The following is a 22,731-nucleotide window of genomic DNA, read 5'->3' on the forward strand; positions in this document are numbered from 1 at the left end:
ATAAATGCGAAAACTCCAAATGTTATTGATTAATATGGATTGCACCTCATCTTTATGTATGGTTCCTGTATTGTACAAAATAAGATAGACTAATGCTTGCCGATATTCAACCCCTTCCTAAATTTGATACTTCACATCTTTATATTTTTGAGGAGAGAGCCTTCTATCGAAAAAATAAATACGTGTGTTTGATATAAAAGATATATAAAGGTTGCCTATTATGTATATGTTAAAGAACAAAAAACGCTTGGAGAACCAAGCGTATTTTAGTGCTGATTATTTTACGCGTCTTCTTCTTCACCATCGTCATCATCGTCTTCTTCGTCTTCATCATCGTCTTCGTCCTCGTCTTCTTCGTCTTCATCATCATCGTCTTCTTCGTCTTCGTCTTCGTCCTCGTCTTCTTCGTCTTCATCATCATCGTCTTCTTCTTCGTCTTCATCATCATCGTCTTCTTCGTCTTCGTCTTCGTCCTCGTCTTCTTCGTCTTCGTCCTCGTCTTCTTCGTCTTCGTCCTCGTCTTCTTCGTCCTCGTCTTCTTCGTCTTCATCATCATCGTCTTCTTCGTCTTCATCATCATCGTCTTCGTCTTCGTCTTCATCATCATCGTCTTCGTCTTCGTCTTCGTCTTCATCATCATCGTCTTCGTCTTCGTCTTCGTCTTCGTCTTCATCATCATCGTCTTCTTCGTCTTCTTCGTCTTCTTCGTCTTCTTCGTCTTCGTCCTCGTCCTCGTCTTCTTCTTCGTCTTCATCATCATCGTCTTCTTCGTCTTCTTCGTCCTCGTCTTCTTCGTCCTCGTCTTCTTCGTCTTCGTCTTCGTCTTCTTCGTCTTCTTCGTTCTCATCTTCATCATCGTCTTCTTCGTCTTCGTCCTCGTCTTCTTCGTCCTCGTCTTCTTCCTCTTCCTCGTCTTCTTCCTCTTCCTCGTCTTCTTCCTCTTCCTCGTCTTCTTCCTCTTCTACCTCGTTTTCTACCTCGTCTTCCTCGTCTTCCTCGTCTGTAAAGATAACTTCTGTTTCATCAGCATATTGAATTTCAACCTCTACACCATTATGTGTACCAGATTGAATTATTTCAGCTAGAGATTTTAGAACTTCCTGTAAATCACCATCTGAATTCACACTAAAGCCATTCTCAACATCTAGTTTTATTTTTGCTCTCTTCACATCAGCCATTTACCTAACTCCTTCAATATAGATTTATATATACTATGTTGAAAGAATATGAAAAGATTAATCTATTTGCGGAAATTTCATTATTCATTTTCCTTAGCGCTCTTTACTAAGTTTGCTATCCATGGGCTTTTTAATGGATGATCGGGAGTAATAATTTTGACTTTTACTTTCGGCTTTTCTATTTGAGTTGGAACGACCTCATTTTGTTCCGGTTTTTGTTCTTCTATTTCTATTGAATTTTGAGTCTCTTCATCTTTTACTTCATCAATTATTGTAGTTTTTTGTGGGGATTTTTCATCTAGTTCTATTTTATTTTTCTTTTTCTTCCTCTTCTTCTTCGTCGTCTTTCTCGTCTTCTGAATCTCTTCATCTTTTACTTCATCAATTATTGTAGTTTTTTGTGGAGACTTCTCTTCTAAATCTAGCAATCCGATTTTGGGTAACTCCTCTAATTCTATTTCCTTAATGATCTCTAAATTCTCTAGCACCGACGATTCATTTAGTACAATATTTTTTTGCTGTTCATACTCTGACAATTCCCACCCCATTGGCCCTGGTGGAGAAAACACAAATTTCTCTAAATCTAAAATAGGGATTACTATCTCTTCTTGTTCTGAACTCATTTTATTTCCCCCCGCTACTGCTCTTGATTTCTTGATAAATATCAGAAAAATTTTGTAAAAATTCTTCTTTAGAGTCTTCAAGTGCAATGATATTTTGCAATGCCCAAATATACTTTTCATCAGACCAAGAGCGCTTTTGTCCTAAATAGTATTTATGTGCAATTGCACAGAATAAGTGAGGGAACGATAAATCAGTCCAAAGAACACGAAATTGTTTTTCTGATAAGGAATTTTCCGAATCATATGCACTCAACATATGAATTGCTAAATTAGTATCCCAAACTGACATTTTTTTCATCACTTTATTTAAAATGATACGTAGATCCCTCACGGGTAAATCATTTGTAATAGAATGTAGCTCTTTCATAAACACAGCATCATCTATTTCTGCAAACCTTGCTAAAGTAAAATCTTGCTGACAAAAACTATTAGATGCAATAACTTCTTTTGTCCATTGGTCATAATATGGATCATCTATTTCTTGTAATGCTCTCTTACCACGTGCTAACATCTTATCGACGTACTCTAAAAACATCGTTGAAAATACATCATCTGGAAAGGAGAGTGCAATTCTTTTATTTCCTTCTAATTCTTGTAATTTCCATCTGTATAATTTATGCCATTTTCCTAATCGACTCCGAATTTTACTTTCTTGCATCGGAATATAGCCTTCTGATGCTTGATGAAATTTCCCTGCATATATGAGTACCTTTTCTAACTGTTCTTTATTGTAATATATGACTTCTTTCCCTTGATGCTTATCATATAGTACATATGCATACCCATCAGATCCAATACAAAAGCCCCCTCTTTTTGTTTTATGAATGTTTGTAATTGGTAATCCATTTTGAAGGAGATGTAAATGTGCTCCAGCAATAAATAGCATCCTTTTTGGATGCATATGTGCTTGCTTTAATATTTTTAATCCTTCTTCTGTTTCAACTTCCCACATTGTTCTCCCACTTCTGCTTGATTGTAAAATGATATTACTTACTTCAAATGGATAAAAACTAAGGACCTTTTTTAAATGTTCACTCTCTAATCCAGTTGTTTCTTCCAACTTTCATCACCCTCCTCTTAAATTTTATAAAACTTCCCCATACACTTTCATTAAATCCATAGCGACTCGGTTCCAATTAAATTCTTTTTCGACCTTCGCACGTCCATATTTCCCTATCTGTTTTCTTTTATTTTCGTTATTTAATAGATTAATTATCTTTTCTGCATATGCATCAGGATTCTCAAAGTCATTGACAATATATCCATTTTTCCCTTCTTCAATAACTTCAGGGTTACCGCCTCGATTACTTGTGATAATTGGTAAACCCGCTGCCATTGCTTCGTAATGCACCCTAGCAAGAGGCTCTTGCCACTGTGAAGAGCAAACAAAAATATCTGACATAGCATAAAGTGTTGAAATATCCTTTGGCTTAACAAATTTAATAAAGACTACATGTTCTGGAAACATTGCACCTAAGGTATATAAATGTTTTACATAATTATTTACATTGTTATCTCCAAACCATTTTGAACCAATAAAAACCATTACGATGTCTGGGTTCTTCTCAATTATTTTAGGAAGAGCTTGTAGCAAAATATGAGGACCTTTTACTTTGCTCAAGCGTCCAACAAACAAGACTATTTTTTTATTTTGTAAATTCAACTGTTTTTGCACATGATTTTTAACTTTTGTACCATTCGCGGTCCACGAAGGATAATATTCATTTACATCTACACCAGAATATACTGTTCTTGTCTTTGCTTTTGCAGTTTGAAAGCGTGAGGTAATTGTTTTTCCTATATAATCACTAACTGTTACAATTTTGGAAACAGCGGCAATACATGCTTCGCCCTCTTTATCACTTATCTTTTCGTATGCAAACATTTCATTATGCACACTTAACACGAATTTAGTCTGTGGTGCCGCCTCACGTAAAATTGTAATCCAATTGGGACGATTACATAAATGAACCACATCATATTTTTCCTGTTTCAAATGTTTAATAACATCAGGCAGATACTCCTCTTCTGGAAAACGTATATACCTTACACCTTTGTTTTTTTCTTCTGATTTTAAATTAGGATCTGTTATAGAAATAACTGTCACATTTTTTCCATTAGAAGCAATAATGGAAGCAACAGAATCTATATAAATTTGAATAGCTCCCCCACGTACAGCTGGTACAGGTAGCTTTTCAGTGGATATTATCGCAATTTTCATTAAATCGCCTCCCTGTTTCATAAAATACAACTTTCTTCATATGTTACGAAGGAACCCTTATATTTGTGAGTTATCAAGCATTATTTCATCTTTTATAATTGAAGATAAATAGTACTTTTTCTTCTTAAAGGCAAATGGCTAGAGCAAAAATGGTCATGTACCATACAGTAATAAGAGAGTATAAAAGGATGGTGGTATATGTGGAGAATCATAATGAAGAAGCGGTGTATACATTATCGCCCGAAGAGGAGCAAAAATTAGTAGCATTGGCAGAGACAATGATTCAACATTGGGACATTCAAGCGACTACAATTGAATTAATACAAGGTGGACAACTAGCCTTAGTATGGAAAATTCATACTGCAGATGGACCATTTTGCTTAAAAAGAATTCATCGCCCTGAAAAAAAGGCTTTATTTTCTATTCACGCTCAAGATTATCTTGCAAAGAAAGGCATGCGTGTACCGAGCATAATTCCAAGCAAAGTGAATCAGTTATATACAAAACACGGTCCATTTTTATTTGTTGTTTATGAATGGATTGAGGGAAGACCATTTGAGCTTACAATGCAAGAAGACCTTGAAATGATTATGAAAGGGTTAGCGGATTTTCATGTAGCTTCTATTGGCTACAAACCGCCACCAGGCATACCCATCTTTACAAAACTGGGACGTTGGCCCAATCATTACATTAAAAGATTTCAACAGATGGAGATTTGGAAAACTTTATCCGCAACTATGCCGGATGACCCATTTTCACAATTGTACTTGACTGAAATCGATGCTTTCATTTCAGAAGCAAAACACACACACCAAAGACTATTGGAATCTGAATATACAAAATGGACTGATGAATTACAAGAATTTCCTAATTTATGTCATCAAGATTATGGAACAGGAAATTCCTTATTAGATCCAAGTAATCAAATTTGGGTAATTGATTTAGATACAGTTTCTTACGATCTTCCTATTCGAGACTTGCGTAAAATGATTATTCCTCTCCTAGATACAACTGGTGTTTGGAATGCAGATCAATTTCAAATTATGATTAACGCATATGAGTCAGTTTCTCCTTTAACAGCTGAGCAGAAGAAAATTATGTTTATCGATATGTTATTTCCTTACGAATTGTATGATGTGATTCGTGAAAAATACGTCAGAAAATCGCCATTACTTGCTGAAGAACTAGCTGGAGCTATGGAATATGAAAGGATAAAGTCAAAAGCTTTAAATATGTTAATAGAGGAATTTTAATACGCAATACAAACCGTTTCGATGCAAAGGTCACTGTTATCTTTTCCGACAGAAGGCCGCTTCCTCAAAAATGCGAAGGCGTGAAACACCAATTTTAAGTTGAAGATAAATGCCGGTAGGCATAAGTCTACGTTTTTTCATTTTTACTAGAAGTAAGAATAAGAAGCCTTAATTGAGAGAACCATTGTTTGAAGTTGTTTTGTATTTAATCGTTTTCTTGCTATATGGAATCATACTTATAAAAAGCAAGGAAAAGATTAACGTATCATTTTTTCACTGACGAGCTTACTCAATAAAAAAAGAAAATGGTATGGGAAGCAAAGATGTAGTTATATCAAAAATGTTTATTTTTAGTCAGCTATGTTCGAATTACATTTACCAAAATAAAGACGTTAAAAATCTTAATCTTCGTGAGTGTGATTACCCTTCTTGTAGTACACATAACGATAGATATGTTAGCGTAGGACTAAATCTTAAAAACGAAGCTATCCCTCTTTTAACTCCAGGGATAGCTTAATTGATTAGAAACATTAGGGGATTAAGTGAAGATTGTTTCAGCAAAGTTCTGTAATGAGGATCAATAAAACTGACACGGACTGTTCAATTCAAAATTATAATACACTTCCAAACAAAATATGTACAAGCCAACTTTATTTAATGCATGCTCCTCTAAAAGGAGTCTGTAGAATAGCCCTTTCAATATAGTATTTTTAACAACTCTTTGAATGCAAATGAAAAGAGCATCCACAAATGTTAGATGCCCCTATATAAAGTATCAAAACACCCTTTTGATTTAAATGGAGTGATAAGAGGAATTGGATTTATATCAAATAATCTAAATTCTCGTTTACCATTATCAGAATTAAAACAAAACTGATACATCTATCCCCCTCCTATAATAAATATGTATTATATAGTAAAAAAATCTTCAATTTATTATGCTCCTCGATCATCACTTACCGCTAAAATGCTACTAATTGCAACACTATTTTGGTTTGGATTTTCAAGACCCCCACCATTTGCATTACTTTCTACTTCAAAGCCTTCCCCATTACTACGACAAAGGATAACAAAATTTTCTCCAATCAGTGTAATAAGGCCTTCTACGTGAAATGATGGTAAAAATAATACAACTCTCGCCCCAACCAATTGAAATGCTTGCAACAGAGTTAGAATTTCATTATTATCCATTCTCTATCACTTACCTTTACTTCTAATTTTGACACCTAACAATACAATTCAATTAACTTATTATTAGTTGTCAAAATAGAGTATGTTTAAAAGTAGTAATTGAAATAGACAGGTTGGTAAAAACTTTTTATTAACAAATTATTATAATACAGTGTTTTAAAAATAATTCATAAAAAAATCCCTATTAAACACGTTTTATATTTACATAAAAAATCCACACCTAACTAGACTCATATGCTCACACCATCCTTTCTAGACGAGCATAAGATGTACTAACGAACGAAAGGGGGTAATTTTATGGGTTTTGGTTTTGGTGGAGGTTGTGATTTCAATAGATGTGATGATCGGAGAGATCATCATCAAAAAGACGAAAACAATAGACAGGTAAATAATAATCCAGAGTTATTACAATTCTTAAGAACATTAACTCCTGGTACTTGTATTGTTCTTCAATATGATTGCCAACCACCTACAAGTGCAACATTCCAAGGTTTTCAAGGAAACAACGTAATCATTTTATCTGACTTCGATTGTTTCCCAGGATTGGCACGTATTGCAATTAATAAAATTAATGTCATCTCTATAAATTCACCTGATTGTAATCGTTTCTGTTGCAAGCGTAAGCATTGTAAAGAACGTGATGAGCATAATCATAGAGATGATTATTAAAAATGAATGAATAGAAATACCTTTCCTTTAATTTTATAAGCCAATTTGCAGAAAAAACACCTATTACAAAAATAGGTGTTTTTTCTTTCCTAAATTTACTGAACTGAACGTAAATAACAAACCATTCCATATATCGGACATATACTATGGTAAGGTCGACATCCAAATGACCCAAATAAATACCCACGCCAAGAAATAAAACTACAAAGTATTTCTTGGCACCTTTTACATAAAACAAATAAATTATTAAAAATGTACCAACCTAATTAAAAATTTACAAATATAATATATCCTACCTCTCTTATCATCTTAAAAAGGGATCTATTTCATATAAATCCCTTTTTAAGTATTTAAATACCTAATATAATCTACATAACATAATAATTCCTAAAAACAAAATAAGATAAGAGCCCTCCCCTCTTATCTTTTATTTATATTTATTTAAAGTGTTATTAACCTACGCGTCGAACACTAATAACATCTAAGCTTGTCACATTAAGAGTCCCAGCAGCATCTACCCAAACAAGAAATCCATCCTCTACACGAATAAAGACGCCTGTTCCATCAATCGCAGTTCCGCCTGAAAAAACTGTAATTCTGTCGCCTTCTCGTAAACCATCTAATCTTCTATTACCCACTTCGCTCACCTCCTCATGGTCCCTATTTCTTCGGTTTCTATTACATTCAAGACATTTACATTATTTAAAATGCTATTAACTTACACGTCGGACACTAATAACATCTAGGCTTGTCACATTAAGAGTCCCAGCAGCATCTACCCAAATAAGAAATCCATCCTCTACACGAATAAAGACGCCTGTTCCATCAATCGGACCTCCGCCTGAAAAAACTGTAATTCTGTCGCCTTCTCGTAAACCATCTAGTCTTCTATTACCCACTTCGCCCACCTCCTCATGGTCCCTATTTCTTCAATTTCTATTGCATTCAACACATTTACATTATTTAAAATGCTATTAACTTACACGTCGGACACTAATAACATCTAGGCTTGTCACATTAAGAGTTCCAGCAGCATCTACCCAAACAAGAAATCCATCCTCTACACGAATAAAGACGCCTGTTCCATCAATCGCAGTTCCGCCTGAAAAAACTGTAATTCTGTCACCTTCTCGTAAACCATTTAATCTTCTTCGCCCTTCAAGATTTCTCTGTTCTCTTACTTCCTCACGTCTTCTTCTTCGATTTCTATTACATACATCACATTCACATCTACGTTCAAAAGACATTTAACATACCCCCTTTTCCCTAAAAAATTTATTTGCATTATATAATATGAAAGAAATAAATTAATTGATTAGACTTACTTCCTCTATCAAACATCCAATTCACTAATTTTCCAAAAAAATTCACTAATTTTAACAATTGTACAAGCCATTTTGTATTACCTGCATACATTAACAATGAGATGATTAACATCTTACTATACTCCAAATCCCAAATTACCTGTTCGTTAGCTATCTTTAAAAAATAGAAAAAAGGTCAGTTTTCAACTGACCTTTTTTCTATTTTTTAAAGATATATATTTTGGAAATTAAACACCCCTTACTTATAAATACATATATTATATAGTGCTCCAACACACTACTAAATAAAACTCCACTAACAAAGAAAGAACTTATTTTCTATCTGTCAAGAATTTAGGTTCTTTTTTTACCATTTAACATCTATTTATATAAATAATAAATTTTTAATTCCCTCCCATAATTTATGTAAGACTATCATTCAAAAATCACCAGTCTAAAAAGCGGCAGGTGAAAGGCTATTTTTCTAATTTCTATCATTATTTATTGTTTTCATTTGCTAAAATCTACAAAGATGTCAGAGTGTTGGAAAATCCTAAAGGGTTTTCCGACACTCTGAGAAAAGGACGCTTGTGAGAACGTCCTTTTTTATTCCTTTAGAAGGTAGGTTACCTTGTTTAAAATAGCTTCAATTTGCTGTGCATTTTTACTATACATTTCACTTGCCGTTTTTGATTTCGTTTCTAAAGAAAATAGCTCAAGATCAGCATGGCATTTTTTTAAAGATGCTAATAATAAAGGTTTGTTTTGAGGAGAAGGCATTTGGAGTTTATCATTATAAATGTCGATAGTAAGTTGTCCGTATGAATCAACTTGACCGAGAAAGACATTTTCAATGACAACACCGAGTTTTTCTAGTTCAGAATGTAACCAAGCGCGGTTATGACCACTAGCTGAAAGAGGTTCATCTAGTACATTTCCATCCATAATAACAGTTTGTGGTTCCTTTTTATTTGGTATTTTCAAGCCAATATCTTTTGCTGTAAGTGGTTGCGACTCTTTCTTTAATAATACATTTAATTCTCCGCTTGGTTCTAAGACGGCAAATTCTACTTCGGATATACTAAAAGCTCCGTTTCCTCTGAGAAGTTCAAGTAATTCATCACTGGTATACTTTTCTTTCTTTAAATTATCCTCAAGTATTTTGCCATCCTTTATTAAAACTGTGGACTTGCCTTCAAAGAAATCTCTTGTGGCTTTGTTTTTTAAGGAAAGAATTCCTACAAAAAAAGGTATCGAAGCGAAAATAAGTATTGCAAAGACACCATAGAAAAACTTTTGGTCTAGCCCTGTAGATACTTGAGAGGCGATACCACCGATTGTCATTCCAGCTACGTACTCAAAAAAGGAAAGTTGAGAGATTTGCCTTTTTCCTAAACATTTTGTGATAGTAAATAAAATAATTAATATGAATAAAGAGCGGAGAATGACAAGCATCCATTCGGGTAGGTGAGACATAATAATTTCCTCCAGTCTATTTAAAACCCTTTATATTGAGGTTCTTCACGTTCTAATACGGAAACTCTAGCCTTTAAATCAGCAATGCCTGTTTTTACATTTTTACTGGTTCCGTTGGAGGTACATTGTTATCACTAATTTAAACAAGTCATTTATTTGGTAAATCCCACCATAATTCCGGTATTTTTTTGCTTTATTAAAGAGGAATTTGACCCCAATCAAAAATATTTTTTATCCTTAGTAATCTGATTAGCTAGCAGAAAATAGAAAATAAGATTACTCAAACATACAAGCACCATTGTAAGTGGTGCTTGTATGTTTGAGTAATTATTTATTGAAGTAACATGTAACTAATTAATGTTCTATTAAGTTGGATAAAGGAATTTCTTGTTCATTATTAGGTTCATTAAGAGGATATATTCTAGCTGTTTCATTATTTTCAGCCACATTTTGAATATAAATTGGAACTCCATTATACGTTACATTGGCCATGACTGGTGAAGCGGCAATCTCTTGTGCTCTTTGTTTGTTCATTATAATGACCTCCTTTTGATTTGTAACAGTTATAATATTTACTACAAACTACTTAAGTATTCTTATTACTCAATAATAAGTAAACAGGGAGCTAGTTTTAAAATCAAGATGCTTAGCATGAGTATTCCTAAAAGGTGAGTAGCATGGTTACAATGACTTTTGTTAGGAAATAAGAAGCAACTTATAAATTTCTGAAATGTATCCATAAACAAAAAAACCTCTTGTACCATATCTAATAAAATAAGGTATAAGAGGTTTTTTTTCTTGTTTTATTCTATTGGGTTACTCTATATCGTTCTCCTATATTTAAGAATCCGCTGTAAGCCAATAATAATCTTTACATTAACCTGTTATTGATTATTCTTTTCTTGAATTTCTTCAGAAGGTTCTTCAGTTGGATCTGGCTCATTCTCATCAACGCCATTGCAACCGCACAAGAAACCTACAGATAAAATAGTAGACATGATAGCAAGTAGATATTTTCTTTTCTTCAAGTGATTATTGCTCCTTTCAAATAAATATTTATGTTATTATCATCCGCCTAAAAAAAGAATATGCTATATCCTTCCCGACATTTTTTCCTTTATATCAAATTTAATAATTAAGGGATTAACTAAATGTCTGTAGTTTATTCCAAAACATATCTCAAGAAAAAGTTACTTTAGTAAAAAAATGTGAAAGATTATGTACTGCGATTTATCAAAGATATCGTCAGGAATGTTTCAAATCTACAAAAAATATTTTTCTATATACATTTATAATCCAGGTAACAAAAGAATTAAATAAATATGAAGTACTGCCAATAACTATACTGGTTAAGATTCCTATGAAGGCACTTCCTATGATATCAAATGGATAATGATGCCCTAACCAGATACGTGAGAACCCTGTCAAAATTGCTAAAAGCCACATGATTGAGCCAAATAAACGTTCACGAAGTAAGACGGAGGTTGCTAAGGCAAATGCTAAGACTGTATGTTTACTAGGAAATGAAGAATTATTCTTTGATGGGATAAGTAAACGCACACGGTGTATAACAAACGGACGAGGTTTAAAATAAAAGAACTGGATAAAACGGTTTATACATAATGAAAATCCTACTGATACCCCTGCAAATAAAATAATTTTTTTGTAAGATTTGTTTCTAAACCACATTAAGGCTAACAAAAAAATGTACAGGAATCGAGTCTTTTGTGAAATAAATATCATAAATGTATCTATGGTTGAATTACGCCCAGCTAGACGATTGATAGCCTTAAACATTTTGTAATTCATGCAGATGCTCTCCCTTGTTTTTGAAATGTTTATATAAATATAATGCCCTCACGAAAGAAAAATATGTAATGTGCATGTCCTTTCTTATTATTCTGCTCGATATAAATAGATAAATAATATATAGTTGCAAATCGAACATGTTAACGTGATAATGCTCTTCCTACTGGTAATGTACATTTTTAGTTTAGCAACAAAAATTTATAGAAAGCACACTACCCTATATCCTCTTGGCATTATTAACTTGACATTGATATAGAGCTACACCTTTTAGAGCAGTTGCCGAAGGCTGTGAATATGTCTATTTACATTGTGAATATCTACTTGACAAAAACATTTTCTCCATTAAAAGAGCTGTTCTTAAGTGTAAACTAAGGCAAACAGTGCCAAGTACTTTGTATACGAAAATGTATTTTTTCAAATACTTTAAGCAGAAAGCCTTTCAATAGGAGTGAAAAAAGTGATAAGGGACAAAAGTAAAATGGTTCATCTATTTTTATTATTAATTGTTACTGCAGTTTTTATATGGTCTGTTATTAAGCCTGCAAGATACTCGTCATGGGCAGCGGAAGCTATTCCTGCCGTTCTCGGTCTAATCATTATAATTGCAATATACAATAAGTTTCGCTTTACTACTCTCTCTTATATCATTATTGCAATACTAGCCATCATAATGTTCATCGGCGGTCATTACACATACTCAAAGGTTCCTCTTTTTAATTGGATACAAGATGTCTTTGATTTAAAACGAAATCATTATGATCGATTTGGACATTTGATAAAAGGCTTGTTTACAATTGTGATAAGAGAAATATTGTTACGGAAAACTCAACTCACCGAAGGTCCTTGGTTAGTTACGATTTGTATAAGTGTTTCGCTTGCTATTGCTGCATTATACGAAATCATCGAATGGTTAGCTTTTAAAATAGCAAAGGGAGGAAAAGCAACAAAAGACTTTTTAGGTACGCAAGGCGATATATGGGATGCACAATGGGATATGTCACTTGCCTTAGTAGGCTCGATTCTTGCGTTACTCACTCTTTCGACATTACATAACCGACTATTGAAAAAGAATTGATAAATTTCCAATCTAATAATACATAATTTTTCAGTTCCTTTTTAATTTTTTATAAAACTATTTTTCGTATTTCAGTAAAAAACACTTAGGTAATATTAGGGAGTTCTGGTTGAAAGTCAATAAGTATTAGTATAAGTTGGCATCATAAATCTCTATAAAATATCGCATCATAAATTATGTGAGATTGAAACGAGTGTTTCTTATTGCGACTTTTTTCAGGGGGGACAAAAATGAATATCCTTAACTTTTTGATGTCATTATTTAATTCTAAAAAAATAACTCAACAAATGTTTGAGTTATTCGGAAATAAAAAGAAGAGCAATAAAGGATGGATTTGGGGTTCTTTACTAGGATTGGGAACAGTTTTTGGATTATTAGCAACACGTAATTCAAGTATGATGAGACCTATAAAACATACGTTTCAAGGTTTTCAAAATAAAACAAGAACATTTATTCCATCCAAAGTAAACTTGTCTAATATGGAGTTTGCTGATGAAATTAAGCCTAACACACAAAAGAAACAAAGTAATCCAAACTAGTAACTGTTACTACTAACAGACAACAACCCTATAAAAAAGCAGATAGCCGGTTTCTTGTTTTACAGGAAATCGGCTAATCTGTTTTAATACGTAAAATTTTCTTTTTTTGATATGGTGATCCGAATTAATTTTTCAACATCTCCACTTGTTAATTGTTATGTATCTTCCTTTAACTCATACCGTTATCCTTTTTGAAAATATAAATTTCAAATCACCTTTAGGATTTGAGATAATACTTTATGATTTAAGAACTTCTTTAGGCACCTTAGACTGAGTACAAACAAACTGCTCAATCATTTGATTTAACTCTGTAGCCGCTTTTGTTGGTATTTGATGTTTTACACCAGTAATAAATCTTAATTCATTACATGGCAATTCTTCATGTAGTAAGTTTGCATGACTATAAAAAGTTTTGTCATTTTCACCATAAACCAACAACATAGGTAGATGAATGTCTTTAAGTTGATTGGTACAATTATATTGCAAACTGTAGCGATAATATTGTTCGATATTTTTGGCATTACCTTTCCGAGCTTCTCGAAACATTTTTTTGAATAATTTATTTGTATTGGAATTCCCCCAAGAAATGGCAAATACCAAAAATGAAATTGCTCTTGCCTTTGCCAATTGGACACCAAGAGAAATCTTATTTTTTAAATAGCCTTGACGCACTTCTGACATTCCACCTATTAGAATCCCACCTAAACTATTTTCGGGATATGTTAATAGAAATTCCAAGGCAACTGAGCTTCCTGTTGAATACCCACATACAAAAGACTTTTTTATTTCCAGATAATCCAGTAAACTCTTCATATCTTTAGCAATTAGTGAATACGTAATTGGCTGACTTGAACTCTGACTGTTGCCATGTCCTCTAACATCAAAAGCGATTACTTTGAAATTTCTAGATAATTCTTCTAGTTGATATTCAAAATTTTCACAGGTAAGTGTAGGTGGGTGGATAAAAATGATAGGCGTCCCTTCTCCCTTTACTATGTAGTAAAGGTTACACCCCTCTACATCTAACTTTGGCATGTATTGAATCACCTCAACAATTTATAATCTCTTAGTAAAAGCTACTGATTTCATAAGTATTTCCCCCTTAATAATTTGTATAAAAAGAAAGAAATATACTCCCTTTCTATTTTGTTAAAGGATTCAATATTCATTTCCCTCTTCACAAAAGATAAAATGTTAAAAAAAGTTCATTTTGATCTACGAAACATTCTAAACATTTAAGACAGATATATACATGTTTCACTAGTCACTTTTGGAATAAAGCTTTTAATACTTTTTATTCCTGCATAGCTCTCCTCAACTCGCTTATACTATAACTGTAACTTCAAGTTCCAAATTATTACTCAGTACGCGTGGGCTGTCTTTTTACTACACATAGTTAATTTACTTAGTTGCTCGAAATGAAGGTTATTAAACGTTCTACACCTCTAAAAATATCGAATAGTAGAATATTATGGTATTAAGTAATCTTAAAAAGGTGATTGATATGAAAAGATTTCTAATTTTGTATGCCATATCTTTAATTTTAGCGGGATGTTCAGAAAAAACACCCTCTCTTAAAAAGAATGAATTACAAGTTAAACAAAAAGATAACAAATTGACTCAAAATACAACACATTCATTTCCCAAAAGTAAACCCTTACAACCATCTCCCACTTCAGCCACTAAAAAAATCATTTTAGATGTGCCGCTTATATCACAAAAGCCAGAATTAAAATATGGATGCGAAGTTACAAGCTTAGCGATGGTATTACAGCATGCAGGCATTAAGGTTAATAAAATGGATTTAGCTAACGAGATAAAAAAAGATTCTACCCCACTGTCTACAAATAAAAGTGGAGACATCATTCAATGGGGAGATCCTAAAGAAGGCTTTGTTGGAGATATAACTGGGAAAAATAAGGGATACGCTGTCCACGTTCAACCGTTACAAGAATTAATGGAACGTTATCTTCCAAATCGTACAGTAAACTTAACAGGAAAAACTTTTAATACTGTGTTAGCTCAAATTAAGCTCGGTAAACCTGTGGTAGTATGGACTACAGGAGATTATCGCCTTCCAGATAGATGGGAGTCTTGGAAACATGATGACAAAAAAATTACAGCTCCTTTGGATCTACACGCTGTTGTTATTGTAGGTTTGGAGGACAAATACATTTATATCAATGACCCATTAACTGTGAAAAAAGGACATAAAGTGAGCCAAGATATCTTCATTCAATCCTGGGAAGCATTAGGGAAACAAGCATTATCATATCGCTAATCCAAATTTGCTAAATATCTAATATTTTTATTAGTTGCATTCTTTCTATATAACAAATAAAAAGGTCATTTAATGATAAACATAATTTGTATATAGAAGTACAAAAAATAAAATACTTTTTAAACCCGTTTTCATTTTGCATACTATTTCTAATGTGATTTATACTATGTATGTAACTGTAGGTTACAAATCATTGCTGTAAGCGTGGGCTTGTTATGTGTAACAAAGCAGTTAGTTCCATTTACTAATTGCTTTATTGCACAAAATTAAGGTTATTACAATTTAACTAAAAATCACTATTTTCAAGTAGGAGATTGCCACATCGCTATCAACCTAAGATTTCAAGTTACCCCCAAAACGACAAAGTTAGCTTCTTATTTGAAAAAAGATAAGAAGTGAGCTTTTTTCCACTACTGTTAATGAGACGTTATGTTAACCTCACATGTATGAAATATACAGGGATTTATAACTTGATATAGAACATAAAAAGGAGGAGTTTATACGGTAAATAAGGGGACATACATGTGGAATTAGAATCCGAGGTTAAAGCAATCGTTTTAGACTTAGATGGTACTTTTTTAAATTCATAAAAGAAAGTGTCTGAAAGAAATAGAAAGGCTATACTGGAGTGTCTGAAGAAAGGAATAAAGGTTATTTTTGCTACAATAAGGGCGCCACGATCAGTTAAAGTTTTTCTTCCTCACGAACTTCAAGACATTGCAACTGCAATTTACTACAATTGAGCTTTGGTAGTAGATAACACATTAGGTTACAGACAACATTACCCGATTGAATCAGCTATCACAAATAAAACTATAGAATTTGTTATTACTCACCAGGCTGATGCATGCCTTTCAGTTGAATCGGAAGATATATGGTACAGTAATAAAACATTGGATTACAACAAAACGATGAATGCAGTTTTAAATCCAATTGTAGTTTCATTAAATGAATTAAAAAAGTTAGTGCTTCGAAATTCTTAATCTCACAATAGCCTCACTATGAAAAACTACAAAAACAGTTTGTGCATAAAGTAAGTACGCTATGTACCGATGCAGAAACTTTAACTCAAATCATGGCACAAGGTGTTTCTAAAGAATGAGCTATAAGAGAAAAAAGAGCGGAATGAAGTATTCTCCTCGTAGTAAACGACTTAGTGGTATCGATGTATATATGACACTCCCCCTACAGATATTATCCCGATGGGACGGGTACATGACTGGTATTCTTGGCGTTTGCAAATCGAAAGTTTATTTAAAACGTGAAAATCATTCTTTCAAATTCATCATTGTAAAAAGATAAAACCAGAACGATTGAAGTGCCATTTATATGGTCAATTGATTGCCATTCTATTCTGTTCCTCTATTATGTTTCAAATGCACCAATTGCTTCTCACGAAGAAAAAACAAGAGCTTAGTGAGTATAAAGCCATATATATGATTAAAGACTATTTTCTTCTTTTATTCCAAACTTTACAAAAAACACCCAAGAGCTATCAAAGATGTTACTTCGTCTGTTCAATCTCCTGCAGCAAAATGGGCGGAAATCTCATCGATATGAGAAAAAAAAATCTTTGATATATTAAGTGTCGTTTATAATTGTACCATGTCTGAAAATCAAGTCACTTAATTCAAAAAAGTGAAACCCGTTAGGGTTTCTTTCGTATGCAAATCTTTCATTCATCTACATTTTCCCTTTAGAAAAAAGAAATAATCCCGCTTAAAATTGATTTTGTATAAGCTTAGCTTGATAGTGATATGGTGCCACTCCTATTCCTCAAAAATCTTATCGATATATGACATATGCTCATTTTGGAAAATTCCTTACCAAAAAGAAGCATATATGATGAAGAGGACATATTTTAAACTATATTCCATTGGAAAGGTGCGGAAACGTAAATGAATTTACATTACAAGAAAAATTTCATTATAACAAGTACGCCTTATTTCCCACATATTAATTTATCAGGCCTTCCTGAAGTAACTAGAATATCTTTATGCTTTTCTAAAACTCCAAAAATGAAAAAAACACCAAAATCCCCCAAATCAAAAACATTATACTTTAGGCAATTTATAGAGCATAAAATCCAGTTAGTTCCTCCTGCAAAAAAAGGAACCATCAAAGTTGATAGACAAATATTTACTACGATTGAAAAGGTGTGTTCAGAAGTAGTCACTATTTCGGGATTTATCCGTAAGACTATTACCTATACAGCTTTAGCTTATAACAAGGTAATTCCAAACTATAGGATTCAAGGTGATGTTCCCTTTCAAGGTCTTATAGAATCAAAAGACATTAAAGAGGAGCATCAATTTAGCATCATCGAAGAAAAAATACTCGGCAATGTTTTTACACGTGAAGCTAACTTTGAAAATCCAAAAAAATTTCAAGTATACAAATCACCCTTTGCTTTCAATTTTATAGAGAAAGATGCAGTCAAAGTTTCTATAAAAATGAGTACTTAGTAATTCATATTCTCTTATCTTGAATATGAAATTAGCTCATTACAAAGTCTAACTTTGCAATTACTGTTCTTTCTAACATAACTTGTTATCTACTGAAAAAGCATTTTCAAATGAATTCAATACCTTATGTAGAATTTAAACTAATTATTTTATTTGAAAGAATAAGTAAAAAAGATGAATTTAACTCTGATAGTACAACACCTATTTACCTTGATAGAAAGTTAAATAGAACTAGGGGAAAAGTTTCAGAGTTAATGAACGGTTTAATAAAAAGGGATTATTAGCAGTTGCAGAAACTAGAACAAATACCGAAGATAGTCGTATTGTTACAACTCATACATGGTTTGTAAACCCCAATATTATCTGCTGTTCTTCAAAAGAGCGAATAAGTAGATAGAGTAACTCAAAAAATTTATAAAACCACTTAATAGTTTTGTATCTAAATATAATGAAAAATATATGCTACCAATTTAAAGGATTATATTTTTAGGGTTACACAACAAATCTTTACAAAAGCATTACATGATATTCAACTTGAAGGAAATAAGAAAAGGTATACATTACCTGTATATTTATTTAAAAAAGTGCAATAGATATTGCACTTTTTTAAAACTAAAAATCATGAACCTTTTTACCAATGGTTACGATGACAGCAAATAAAACATTTACAAAAATGGTTATGGTGTTTATGTTCACAACGATGTTTACGATGTTTTTGCTCACAGCGATGATTATGATGCTTATGCTCACAACACTGGTTATGATGTTTATGCTCACAACGATGTTTACGATGCTTATGCTCACAACACTGGTTATGATGTCTATGCTTACAGCAATCATTATTCCAATTCATTTTTATACCTCCTATCAAACAAGAGTTATATTATTCTATGTTTTAATAGGAAACATGCTTGTTTACTAACCTATATTAAATTCAAAAAAACTTCTATGATTATTTTTTTTAGAGAGTTAACATAACGCAATATTAATAAAAGGAGTTTTTAGTTCTTTTTTTTGGGAATACAATTATAAAACAGGCTTTTCTACTTGATTAATTTGTCTATATTCTGAGATTGAACTACACCCACTTTCACTTCGTTTAGAAGAGGGGGGATTCCTAAGTAAAGTGTTCTAACGAACTCTAATTGATTAGGCTAACCCCGCAGTCCTTGCGGTTAGAAGCCTTATCGCTTCATTCTTTAGATTGATACTTGCGTTAATATCCCTATCATGGTGTGCACGACAAGAAGGACAGTCCCATTTACGTAGGTTTAGATTTTTAACGTCTTTGTTTTGATATCCACAACAGGAACATAATTGGCTGGAAGCAAATGATTTCGATACGACAATGACTTGTTTGCCATACCATTTTGCTTTGTATTCTAACATGTATCGAAATTGTAACCAAGATACTTCACTAATTGCTTTGGCTAACTTATGGTTCTTTAACACACGTTTAATTTCAACTGCTGGAGGATCTAATGGAACATCGGATTCTACAACAATTTGAATTGTTCTTTCAGCTAATACAACTGGGATTTTTACAATCGGTGTTCCTGGAGTAGTAATTGGTGTTGCAGGTGCATCACTAAATGGTGTTTGAGTTTGTCCTACTGCCTGACAAGGTACATGGATTGGACATTGTTCGCTCATATTATCTAATCTCCTTTTGAAATCACTTTAGATTTTTAAAACTGTTCGATGGCAATATATTCGTTTTTTTATTGATGTATAAACTTGTATAATAGGTTTTATTTTTTGTTTTTTCAGATATTTTATTGGCTTTCCCATTAAAATTTTTAAAGTAGCAGATTCCGGGTTGAAAAATGAGTAAGTGGATTTTAACTACGATCTGAACAGATGGATCTTAAGCTGTGCGTTAATTTAAACACAGCTCTTTATAATATCCCTTATAAAATTTAACATAATCATACATTTAGTTTAAACTTGAGTCACTTCACCCTTTGGACATTTAACAAAATAAGGAAATTAATCGTAGAAGTTAGGATTTAGTTAATATAAATCGATCCGCCTACTCTGACTATTAAAAGCATCACAAAAAACAGGGATTTCTTATCCAACCTCTTTATTTACAACTACAAATTTAGACCTCTTCCACTTCTTTACTATCTTCTTAGCCCTTTTGCTGACTTTAAAACGAAAAAGGAAACGATAATACCAGCTAAAAGGTCACCATAAGCTGCATATGGAATTGGATATATGTTATTTATTAAATCAATTTCAATTATCTTAGTTCTATATTTTCAGCCTATTAGAGTTACAATGCCAATTCAAAAGTTAAACTTTTCTAGTTTAAGATTGATTTAAAGATTATATTTTTTACAAATATAAATTCATTGAAAAAATAGTAAATTATATTTCGGTTTTAGCGCTAATTAATGAGTAATAAGTGCACCATTCCTCTCTATTTACCTATATTTAAATTTTCATAATTTATTATGATATAGATATTATCTAAAAGCGTTTTGTGCAAAATGAGCAATCGAAATCTTCAGGAATCCACATCAAACTCTGTATATTCTCATCTCACTCAACTATTCTTTTTTACCTCATACCCTTCTTTTTCAAGAACATCCGAGTATTTTCTAAGGGTACTGCCACTTACTCCTAACCAACCATATACCTCATTTGCGGTTTACACTATCTCCATTCCTGCCATAGCGCTACTCCACCTCCTATAAGAGTAATTCAATACGCTTAGTTTATTTTCCATTTCTAATAAATTTGCTTGCTGTACCTTATTAATTTCTTATATTCTAGTCCAAAAATAAAATATAAAATACATGAGCCTTTTATCGCCATCTCTACACATGCTAATGATGCAAGAGGAATGATAAAAACGGACGCTTTCGCCACAACTAGGGTAAGTGCAACAATTGTATCCATATAAAAAAATGTTTGATTATAAAAAAGAAGCTATGTTGAATATTCTTCGACATAGCTTTACTATATTTCATTATTATCGACTAAATCTAAGGGCTGTTAGAGTATTTACTCCTTGTACAAATAAATTAGGATTTCCTACAGTTACTCGAACTTGGTATCTAACATCAAAAAGTAGCGTTGTTGGAACATCTACATGTGAAAAAGGAGTTTGGATTTGATCATCATCACCTTCATTATCAATTTCAAATACTTGTGTATAAATGACCTGAGGTGTTCCTGATAATGGAGATGTTCTTGTAATGGTTAATGTAACTGTTGAAAATACATTGTTATTGTTATTTAGACTGACGATACCACTCAGCCATACACGGTCGCCTGTATTTATTTTATCAAAATTTACTGTTAAAATTGCAAGTGGTGCCGCTGGAGCAGGAGGAACGAGTATGGGAGTAGTAATTAATCTTTCATCATATTGGAATTCGATAGATTCTTTATTATGGCTATGGCAAGATGAACCTTCATAGTACTTATCATAGCCTTCACCACAAGATGAGCTTTTATAATATTTGTATTTTCTATCATAATAGTTTCCTATTGTAATCACCCTTTCTAGATTAGAATATATAATTCTATATAATTTATTCATGAAAAAAAAAAAAGATTGTACTATATCCTATTGAATCTATAAAGGTTACAACATTTATAAAAAAGTTGCTATACTCTGTCATTTGCAATTAAAGACTTCGAAATGAGTTTTAATCAAACTTTATTTCAAACTAACATAAACAAGGAAACGTAGATTAAAGGAAAAAAAGAGATAGCTTAATTGGAGTGCCCTCTGGCAAGTAGACAGTATTTAAAAAGCGCAACTAAGCAACCTGAGTTCTATATTTATATGGACACAGGTTATTTAATTTCTTTTGAAATCTTTGATGATTATAAAAATGTATATATTTGCGTACGGCAAGTTTAACCTCATTCGCTTTACGGAATGAGGTTAAATAAAAACACTCTGCCTTAAAGTGACTGAAGAAGTTTTCCATGCAAGCATTATCCCAACAGTTGCCCCTTTGAGACATACTTGCCTCCATCTGATATTTTTTTAAGTAATTGGTTATATTGACGAGATGTGTACTGGGATCCTGGATCACTATGCAAGAGGATTCCCTTCACATGTCGTTTTTTCTTTGCCTTTTTAAGGGTATCTAAAACAAGCTTTAAGTCATTTCTACGACTGATTTCATAAGCAACAATCTCATTATTATATAAATCCTTAATGGCAGATAAGTACAAGCGCTGTCCATTGAAAATTAAGTAGGTAATATCTGTTACCCATTTCTCATTTGGTCTTGAAGCTTGAAAGTCTCTATTTAGATGGTTATCTGGAATCAAATACGCCTCTTTTTTTCCGTAATAAGGTCGTTTTTTCCTAATTATAGCTTTGATACCTAATTCACTCATTAATCTTTGGATACGCTTATGATTCAAATGAAAATTATATGTGGCTTTCAGCCACACTTGTATTCTTCTATATTCATAAATCCCTCTTAGTTTTGTATGACACTCCAATAGTGTCCGCTAATTTTCTTTTAGAAGGCACTGCGTGTCGCTTTATCCATTTGTAATAGCCACTTCGGTTTACACAAGCAATGGCACATAATAGAGTAACTGTATATCCTGTTTCTAACATCTCATATATCACTTCAAACTTTCTCATTTTGGATATAGCTGGCATACTGA

At 32.6% G+C, this 22,731-nt stretch carries 26 protein-coding genes and 5 pseudogenes; 10 read left to right on the top strand and 21 right to left on the bottom strand.

What is annotated here, in order from left to right; all coding sequences use genetic code 11:
* Positions 1 to 281 precede the first annotated feature (281 nt).
* From ACTFSL_RS23580 to ACTFSL_RS23595, 4 genes are all read right to left on the bottom strand, one after another.
* On the bottom strand, positions 282 to 1,178 hold the full coding sequence (locus ACTFSL_RS23580; RefSeq protein WP_440042489.1) for a hypothetical protein: 897 nt from the start codon (positions 1,176 to 1,178) through the stop codon (positions 282 to 284).
* An 80-nt stretch (positions 1,179 to 1,258) separates the two neighbouring features.
* Entirely contained in the window at positions 1,259 to 1,801 is a 543-nt protein-coding gene (locus ACTFSL_RS23585; RefSeq protein ID WP_088339043.1) for a hypothetical protein, read from the bottom strand.
* A gap of 1 nt (position 1,802) precedes the next feature.
* Complete coding sequence (gene cotS, locus ACTFSL_RS23590) at positions 1,803 to 2,861, bottom strand: spore coat putative kinase CotS (RefSeq protein ID WP_088339044.1); 1,059 nt, start codon at positions 2,859 to 2,861, stop codon at positions 1,803 to 1,805.
* 24 nt (positions 2,862 to 2,885) lie between these two features.
* Positions 2,886 to 4,022, bottom strand: coding sequence for a glycosyltransferase family 4 protein (locus ACTFSL_RS23595; protein ID WP_000684274.1), 1,137 nt, complete (start codon positions 4,020 to 4,022; stop codon positions 2,886 to 2,888).
* A gap of 149 nt (positions 4,023 to 4,171) precedes the next feature.
* On the opposite strand from ACTFSL_RS23595, the gene ACTFSL_RS23600 reads away from it, so the two are divergent.
* Positions 4,172 to 5,275 carry a CotS family spore coat protein gene (locus ACTFSL_RS23600; protein WP_088339045.1) on the top strand — a complete coding sequence of 368 codons (1,104 nt, stop codon included), beginning with the start codon at positions 4,172 to 4,174 and terminating at the stop codon, positions 5,273 to 5,275.
* Between the two features lie 282 nt (positions 5,276 to 5,557).
* Positions 5,558 to 5,792: pseudogene (locus ACTFSL_RS23605) on the top strand (IS200/IS605 family element RNA-guided endonuclease TnpB); the annotation flags it as partial.
* 419 nt (positions 5,793 to 6,211) lie between these two features.
* Here ACTFSL_RS23605 and ACTFSL_RS23610 read toward each other — a convergent pair.
* A complete protein-coding gene (locus ACTFSL_RS23610; RefSeq protein WP_088339046.1) occupies positions 6,212 to 6,466 on the bottom strand; it encodes a hypothetical protein in 255 nt (84 codons plus the stop codon).
* A 297-nt stretch (positions 6,467 to 6,763) separates the two neighbouring features.
* Here ACTFSL_RS23610 and ACTFSL_RS23615 point away from each other — a divergent pair, with 297 nt between their 5' ends.
* Positions 6,764 to 7,135, top strand: a complete 372-nt coding sequence (locus ACTFSL_RS23615; RefSeq protein ID WP_440042493.1) for a hypothetical protein — start codon at positions 6,764 to 6,766, stop codon at positions 7,133 to 7,135.
* A gap of 452 nt (positions 7,136 to 7,587) precedes the next feature.
* Here the strand turns inward: ACTFSL_RS23615 and ACTFSL_RS23620 are convergent, their stop codons facing one another.
* The 8 genes from ACTFSL_RS23620 to ACTFSL_RS23655 all read right to left on the bottom strand — a co-directional run bounded on the left by ACTFSL_RS23620 (position 7,588) and on the right by ACTFSL_RS23655 (position 11,724).
* The gene (locus ACTFSL_RS23620) at positions 7,588 to 7,782 is read right to left on the bottom strand and encodes a hypothetical protein (protein WP_371128384.1); all 195 of its coding nucleotides are present in this window, start codon (positions 7,780 to 7,782) and stop codon (positions 7,588 to 7,590) included.
* Positions 7,783 to 7,848: 66 nt separating this feature from the next.
* Positions 7,849 to 8,043: a hypothetical protein gene (locus ACTFSL_RS23625; protein WP_371128385.1), complete on the bottom strand. Its 195-nt coding sequence runs from the start codon at positions 8,041 to 8,043 to the stop codon at positions 7,849 to 7,851.
* A gap of 66 nt (positions 8,044 to 8,109) precedes the next feature.
* Complete coding sequence (locus tag ACTFSL_RS23630; protein ID WP_000007381.1) at positions 8,110 to 8,382, bottom strand: hypothetical protein; 273 nt, start codon at positions 8,380 to 8,382, stop codon at positions 8,110 to 8,112.
* A 37-nt stretch (positions 8,383 to 8,419) separates the two neighbouring features.
* The gene (locus ACTFSL_RS23635) at positions 8,420 to 8,572 is read right to left on the bottom strand and encodes a hypothetical protein (protein WP_000905557.1); all 153 of its coding nucleotides are present in this window, start codon (positions 8,570 to 8,572) and stop codon (positions 8,420 to 8,422) included.
* Positions 8,573 to 9,045: 473 nt separating this feature from the next.
* Positions 9,046 to 9,915, bottom strand: coding sequence for a DUF421 domain-containing protein (locus tag ACTFSL_RS23640; RefSeq protein WP_088339097.1), 870 nt, complete (start codon positions 9,913 to 9,915; stop codon positions 9,046 to 9,048).
* 354 nt (positions 9,916 to 10,269) lie between these two features.
* Positions 10,270 to 10,449, bottom strand: a complete 180-nt coding sequence (locus ACTFSL_RS23645; RefSeq protein ID WP_001041681.1) for a small acid-soluble spore protein H — start codon at positions 10,447 to 10,449, stop codon at positions 10,270 to 10,272.
* Positions 10,450 to 10,799: 350 nt separating this feature from the next.
* The gene (locus ACTFSL_RS23650) at positions 10,800 to 10,943 is read right to left on the bottom strand and encodes a hypothetical protein (protein WP_000746491.1); all 144 of its coding nucleotides are present in this window, start codon (positions 10,941 to 10,943) and stop codon (positions 10,800 to 10,802) included.
* Positions 10,944 to 11,160: 217 nt separating this feature from the next.
* Positions 11,161 to 11,724 carry an undecaprenyl-diphosphatase gene (locus ACTFSL_RS23655; protein WP_063538784.1) on the bottom strand — a complete coding sequence of 188 codons (564 nt, stop codon included), beginning with the start codon at positions 11,722 to 11,724 and terminating at the stop codon, positions 11,161 to 11,163.
* Positions 11,725 to 12,181: 457 nt separating this feature from the next.
* Here ACTFSL_RS23655 and ACTFSL_RS23660 point away from each other — a divergent pair, with 457 nt between their 5' ends.
* Both ACTFSL_RS23660 and ACTFSL_RS23665 read left to right on the top strand, forming a co-directional pair.
* Entirely contained in the window at positions 12,182 to 12,799 is a 618-nt protein-coding gene (locus tag ACTFSL_RS23660; RefSeq protein ID WP_063538786.1) for a DUF2238 domain-containing protein, read from the top strand.
* A 230-nt stretch (positions 12,800 to 13,029) separates the two neighbouring features.
* Positions 13,030 to 13,338: a hypothetical protein gene (locus tag ACTFSL_RS23665; RefSeq protein WP_063538788.1), complete on the top strand. Its 309-nt coding sequence runs from the start codon at positions 13,030 to 13,032 to the stop codon at positions 13,336 to 13,338.
* Positions 13,339 to 13,575: 237 nt separating this feature from the next.
* On the opposite strand, the gene ACTFSL_RS23670 is transcribed toward ACTFSL_RS23665, so the two are convergent.
* Entirely contained in the window at positions 13,576 to 14,373 is a 798-nt protein-coding gene (locus ACTFSL_RS23670) for an alpha/beta fold hydrolase (protein ID WP_088338341.1), read from the bottom strand.
* Positions 14,374 to 14,842: 469 nt separating this feature from the next.
* On the opposite strand from ACTFSL_RS23670, the gene ACTFSL_RS23675 reads away from it, so the two are divergent.
* From ACTFSL_RS23675 to ACTFSL_RS23695, 5 genes and pseudogenes are all read left to right on the top strand, one after another.
* Positions 14,843 to 15,619, top strand: coding sequence for a C39 family peptidase (locus ACTFSL_RS23675; RefSeq protein ID WP_063538792.1), 777 nt, complete (start codon positions 14,843 to 14,845; stop codon positions 15,617 to 15,619).
* A 596-nt stretch (positions 15,620 to 16,215) separates the two neighbouring features.
* Positions 16,216 to 16,362, top strand: coding sequence for an HAD hydrolase family protein (locus ACTFSL_RS23680; protein WP_230396906.1), 147 nt, complete (start codon positions 16,216 to 16,218; stop codon positions 16,360 to 16,362).
* 364 nt (positions 16,363 to 16,726) lie between these two features.
* Positions 16,727 to 17,248 (top strand): annotated as a pseudogene (locus ACTFSL_RS23685) (transposase); the annotation flags it as partial.
* Between the two features lie 269 nt (positions 17,249 to 17,517).
* Complete coding sequence (locus tag ACTFSL_RS23690; RefSeq protein WP_001048815.1) at positions 17,518 to 18,084, top strand: hypothetical protein; 567 nt, start codon at positions 17,518 to 17,520, stop codon at positions 18,082 to 18,084.
* Between the two features lie 637 nt (positions 18,085 to 18,721).
* Positions 18,722 to 19,006 carry a hypothetical protein gene (locus ACTFSL_RS23695; protein ID WP_063538794.1) on the top strand — a complete coding sequence of 95 codons (285 nt, stop codon included), beginning with the start codon at positions 18,722 to 18,724 and terminating at the stop codon, positions 19,004 to 19,006.
* Between the two features lie 227 nt (positions 19,007 to 19,233).
* Here ACTFSL_RS23695 and ACTFSL_RS23700 read toward each other — a convergent pair.
* From ACTFSL_RS23700 to ACTFSL_RS23730, 7 genes and pseudogenes are all read right to left on the bottom strand, one after another.
* A pseudogene (locus ACTFSL_RS23700) lies at positions 19,234 to 19,536 on the bottom strand (RNA-guided endonuclease TnpB family protein); the annotation flags it as partial.
* 692 nt (positions 19,537 to 20,228) lie between these two features.
* Positions 20,229 to 20,330: pseudogene (locus ACTFSL_RS23705) on the bottom strand (cation-efflux pump); the annotation flags it as partial.
* 308 nt (positions 20,331 to 20,638) lie between these two features.
* Positions 20,639 to 20,764 (bottom strand): annotated as a pseudogene (locus ACTFSL_RS23710) (DUF3967 domain-containing protein); the annotation flags it as partial.
* Between the two features lie 300 nt (positions 20,765 to 21,064).
* Positions 21,065 to 21,595 (bottom strand): hypothetical protein, encoded by a 531-nt coding sequence (locus ACTFSL_RS23715; RefSeq protein WP_232305881.1) that lies wholly within the window; start codon positions 21,593 to 21,595, stop codon positions 21,065 to 21,067.
* 265 nt (positions 21,596 to 21,860) lie between these two features.
* Positions 21,861 to 22,082, bottom strand: a complete 222-nt coding sequence (locus ACTFSL_RS23720) for an IS3 family transposase (RefSeq protein WP_080470926.1) — start codon at positions 22,080 to 22,082, stop codon at positions 21,861 to 21,863.
* The gene (locus ACTFSL_RS23725) at positions 22,042 to 22,509 is read right to left on the bottom strand and encodes a DDE-type integrase/transposase/recombinase (protein WP_230396914.1); all 468 of its coding nucleotides are present in this window, start codon (positions 22,507 to 22,509) and stop codon (positions 22,042 to 22,044) included. Before ACTFSL_RS23725 ends, ACTFSL_RS23720 begins: the two co-directional genes overlap by 41 nt.
* A 16-nt stretch (positions 22,510 to 22,525) precedes the next feature.
* The gene (locus ACTFSL_RS23730; RefSeq protein ID WP_153579813.1) at positions 22,526 to 22,726 is read right to left on the bottom strand and encodes a hypothetical protein; all 201 of its coding nucleotides are present in this window, start codon (positions 22,724 to 22,726) and stop codon (positions 22,526 to 22,528) included.
* Positions 22,727 to 22,731 lie beyond the last annotated feature (5 nt).

Origin of the sequence: Bacillus cereus group sp. MYBK108-1 (genome assembly GCF_051917185.1) — a bacterium.
GTDB classification, from domain to species: domain Bacteria; phylum Bacillota; class Bacilli; order Bacillales; family Bacillaceae_G; genus Bacillus_A; species Bacillus_A cereus.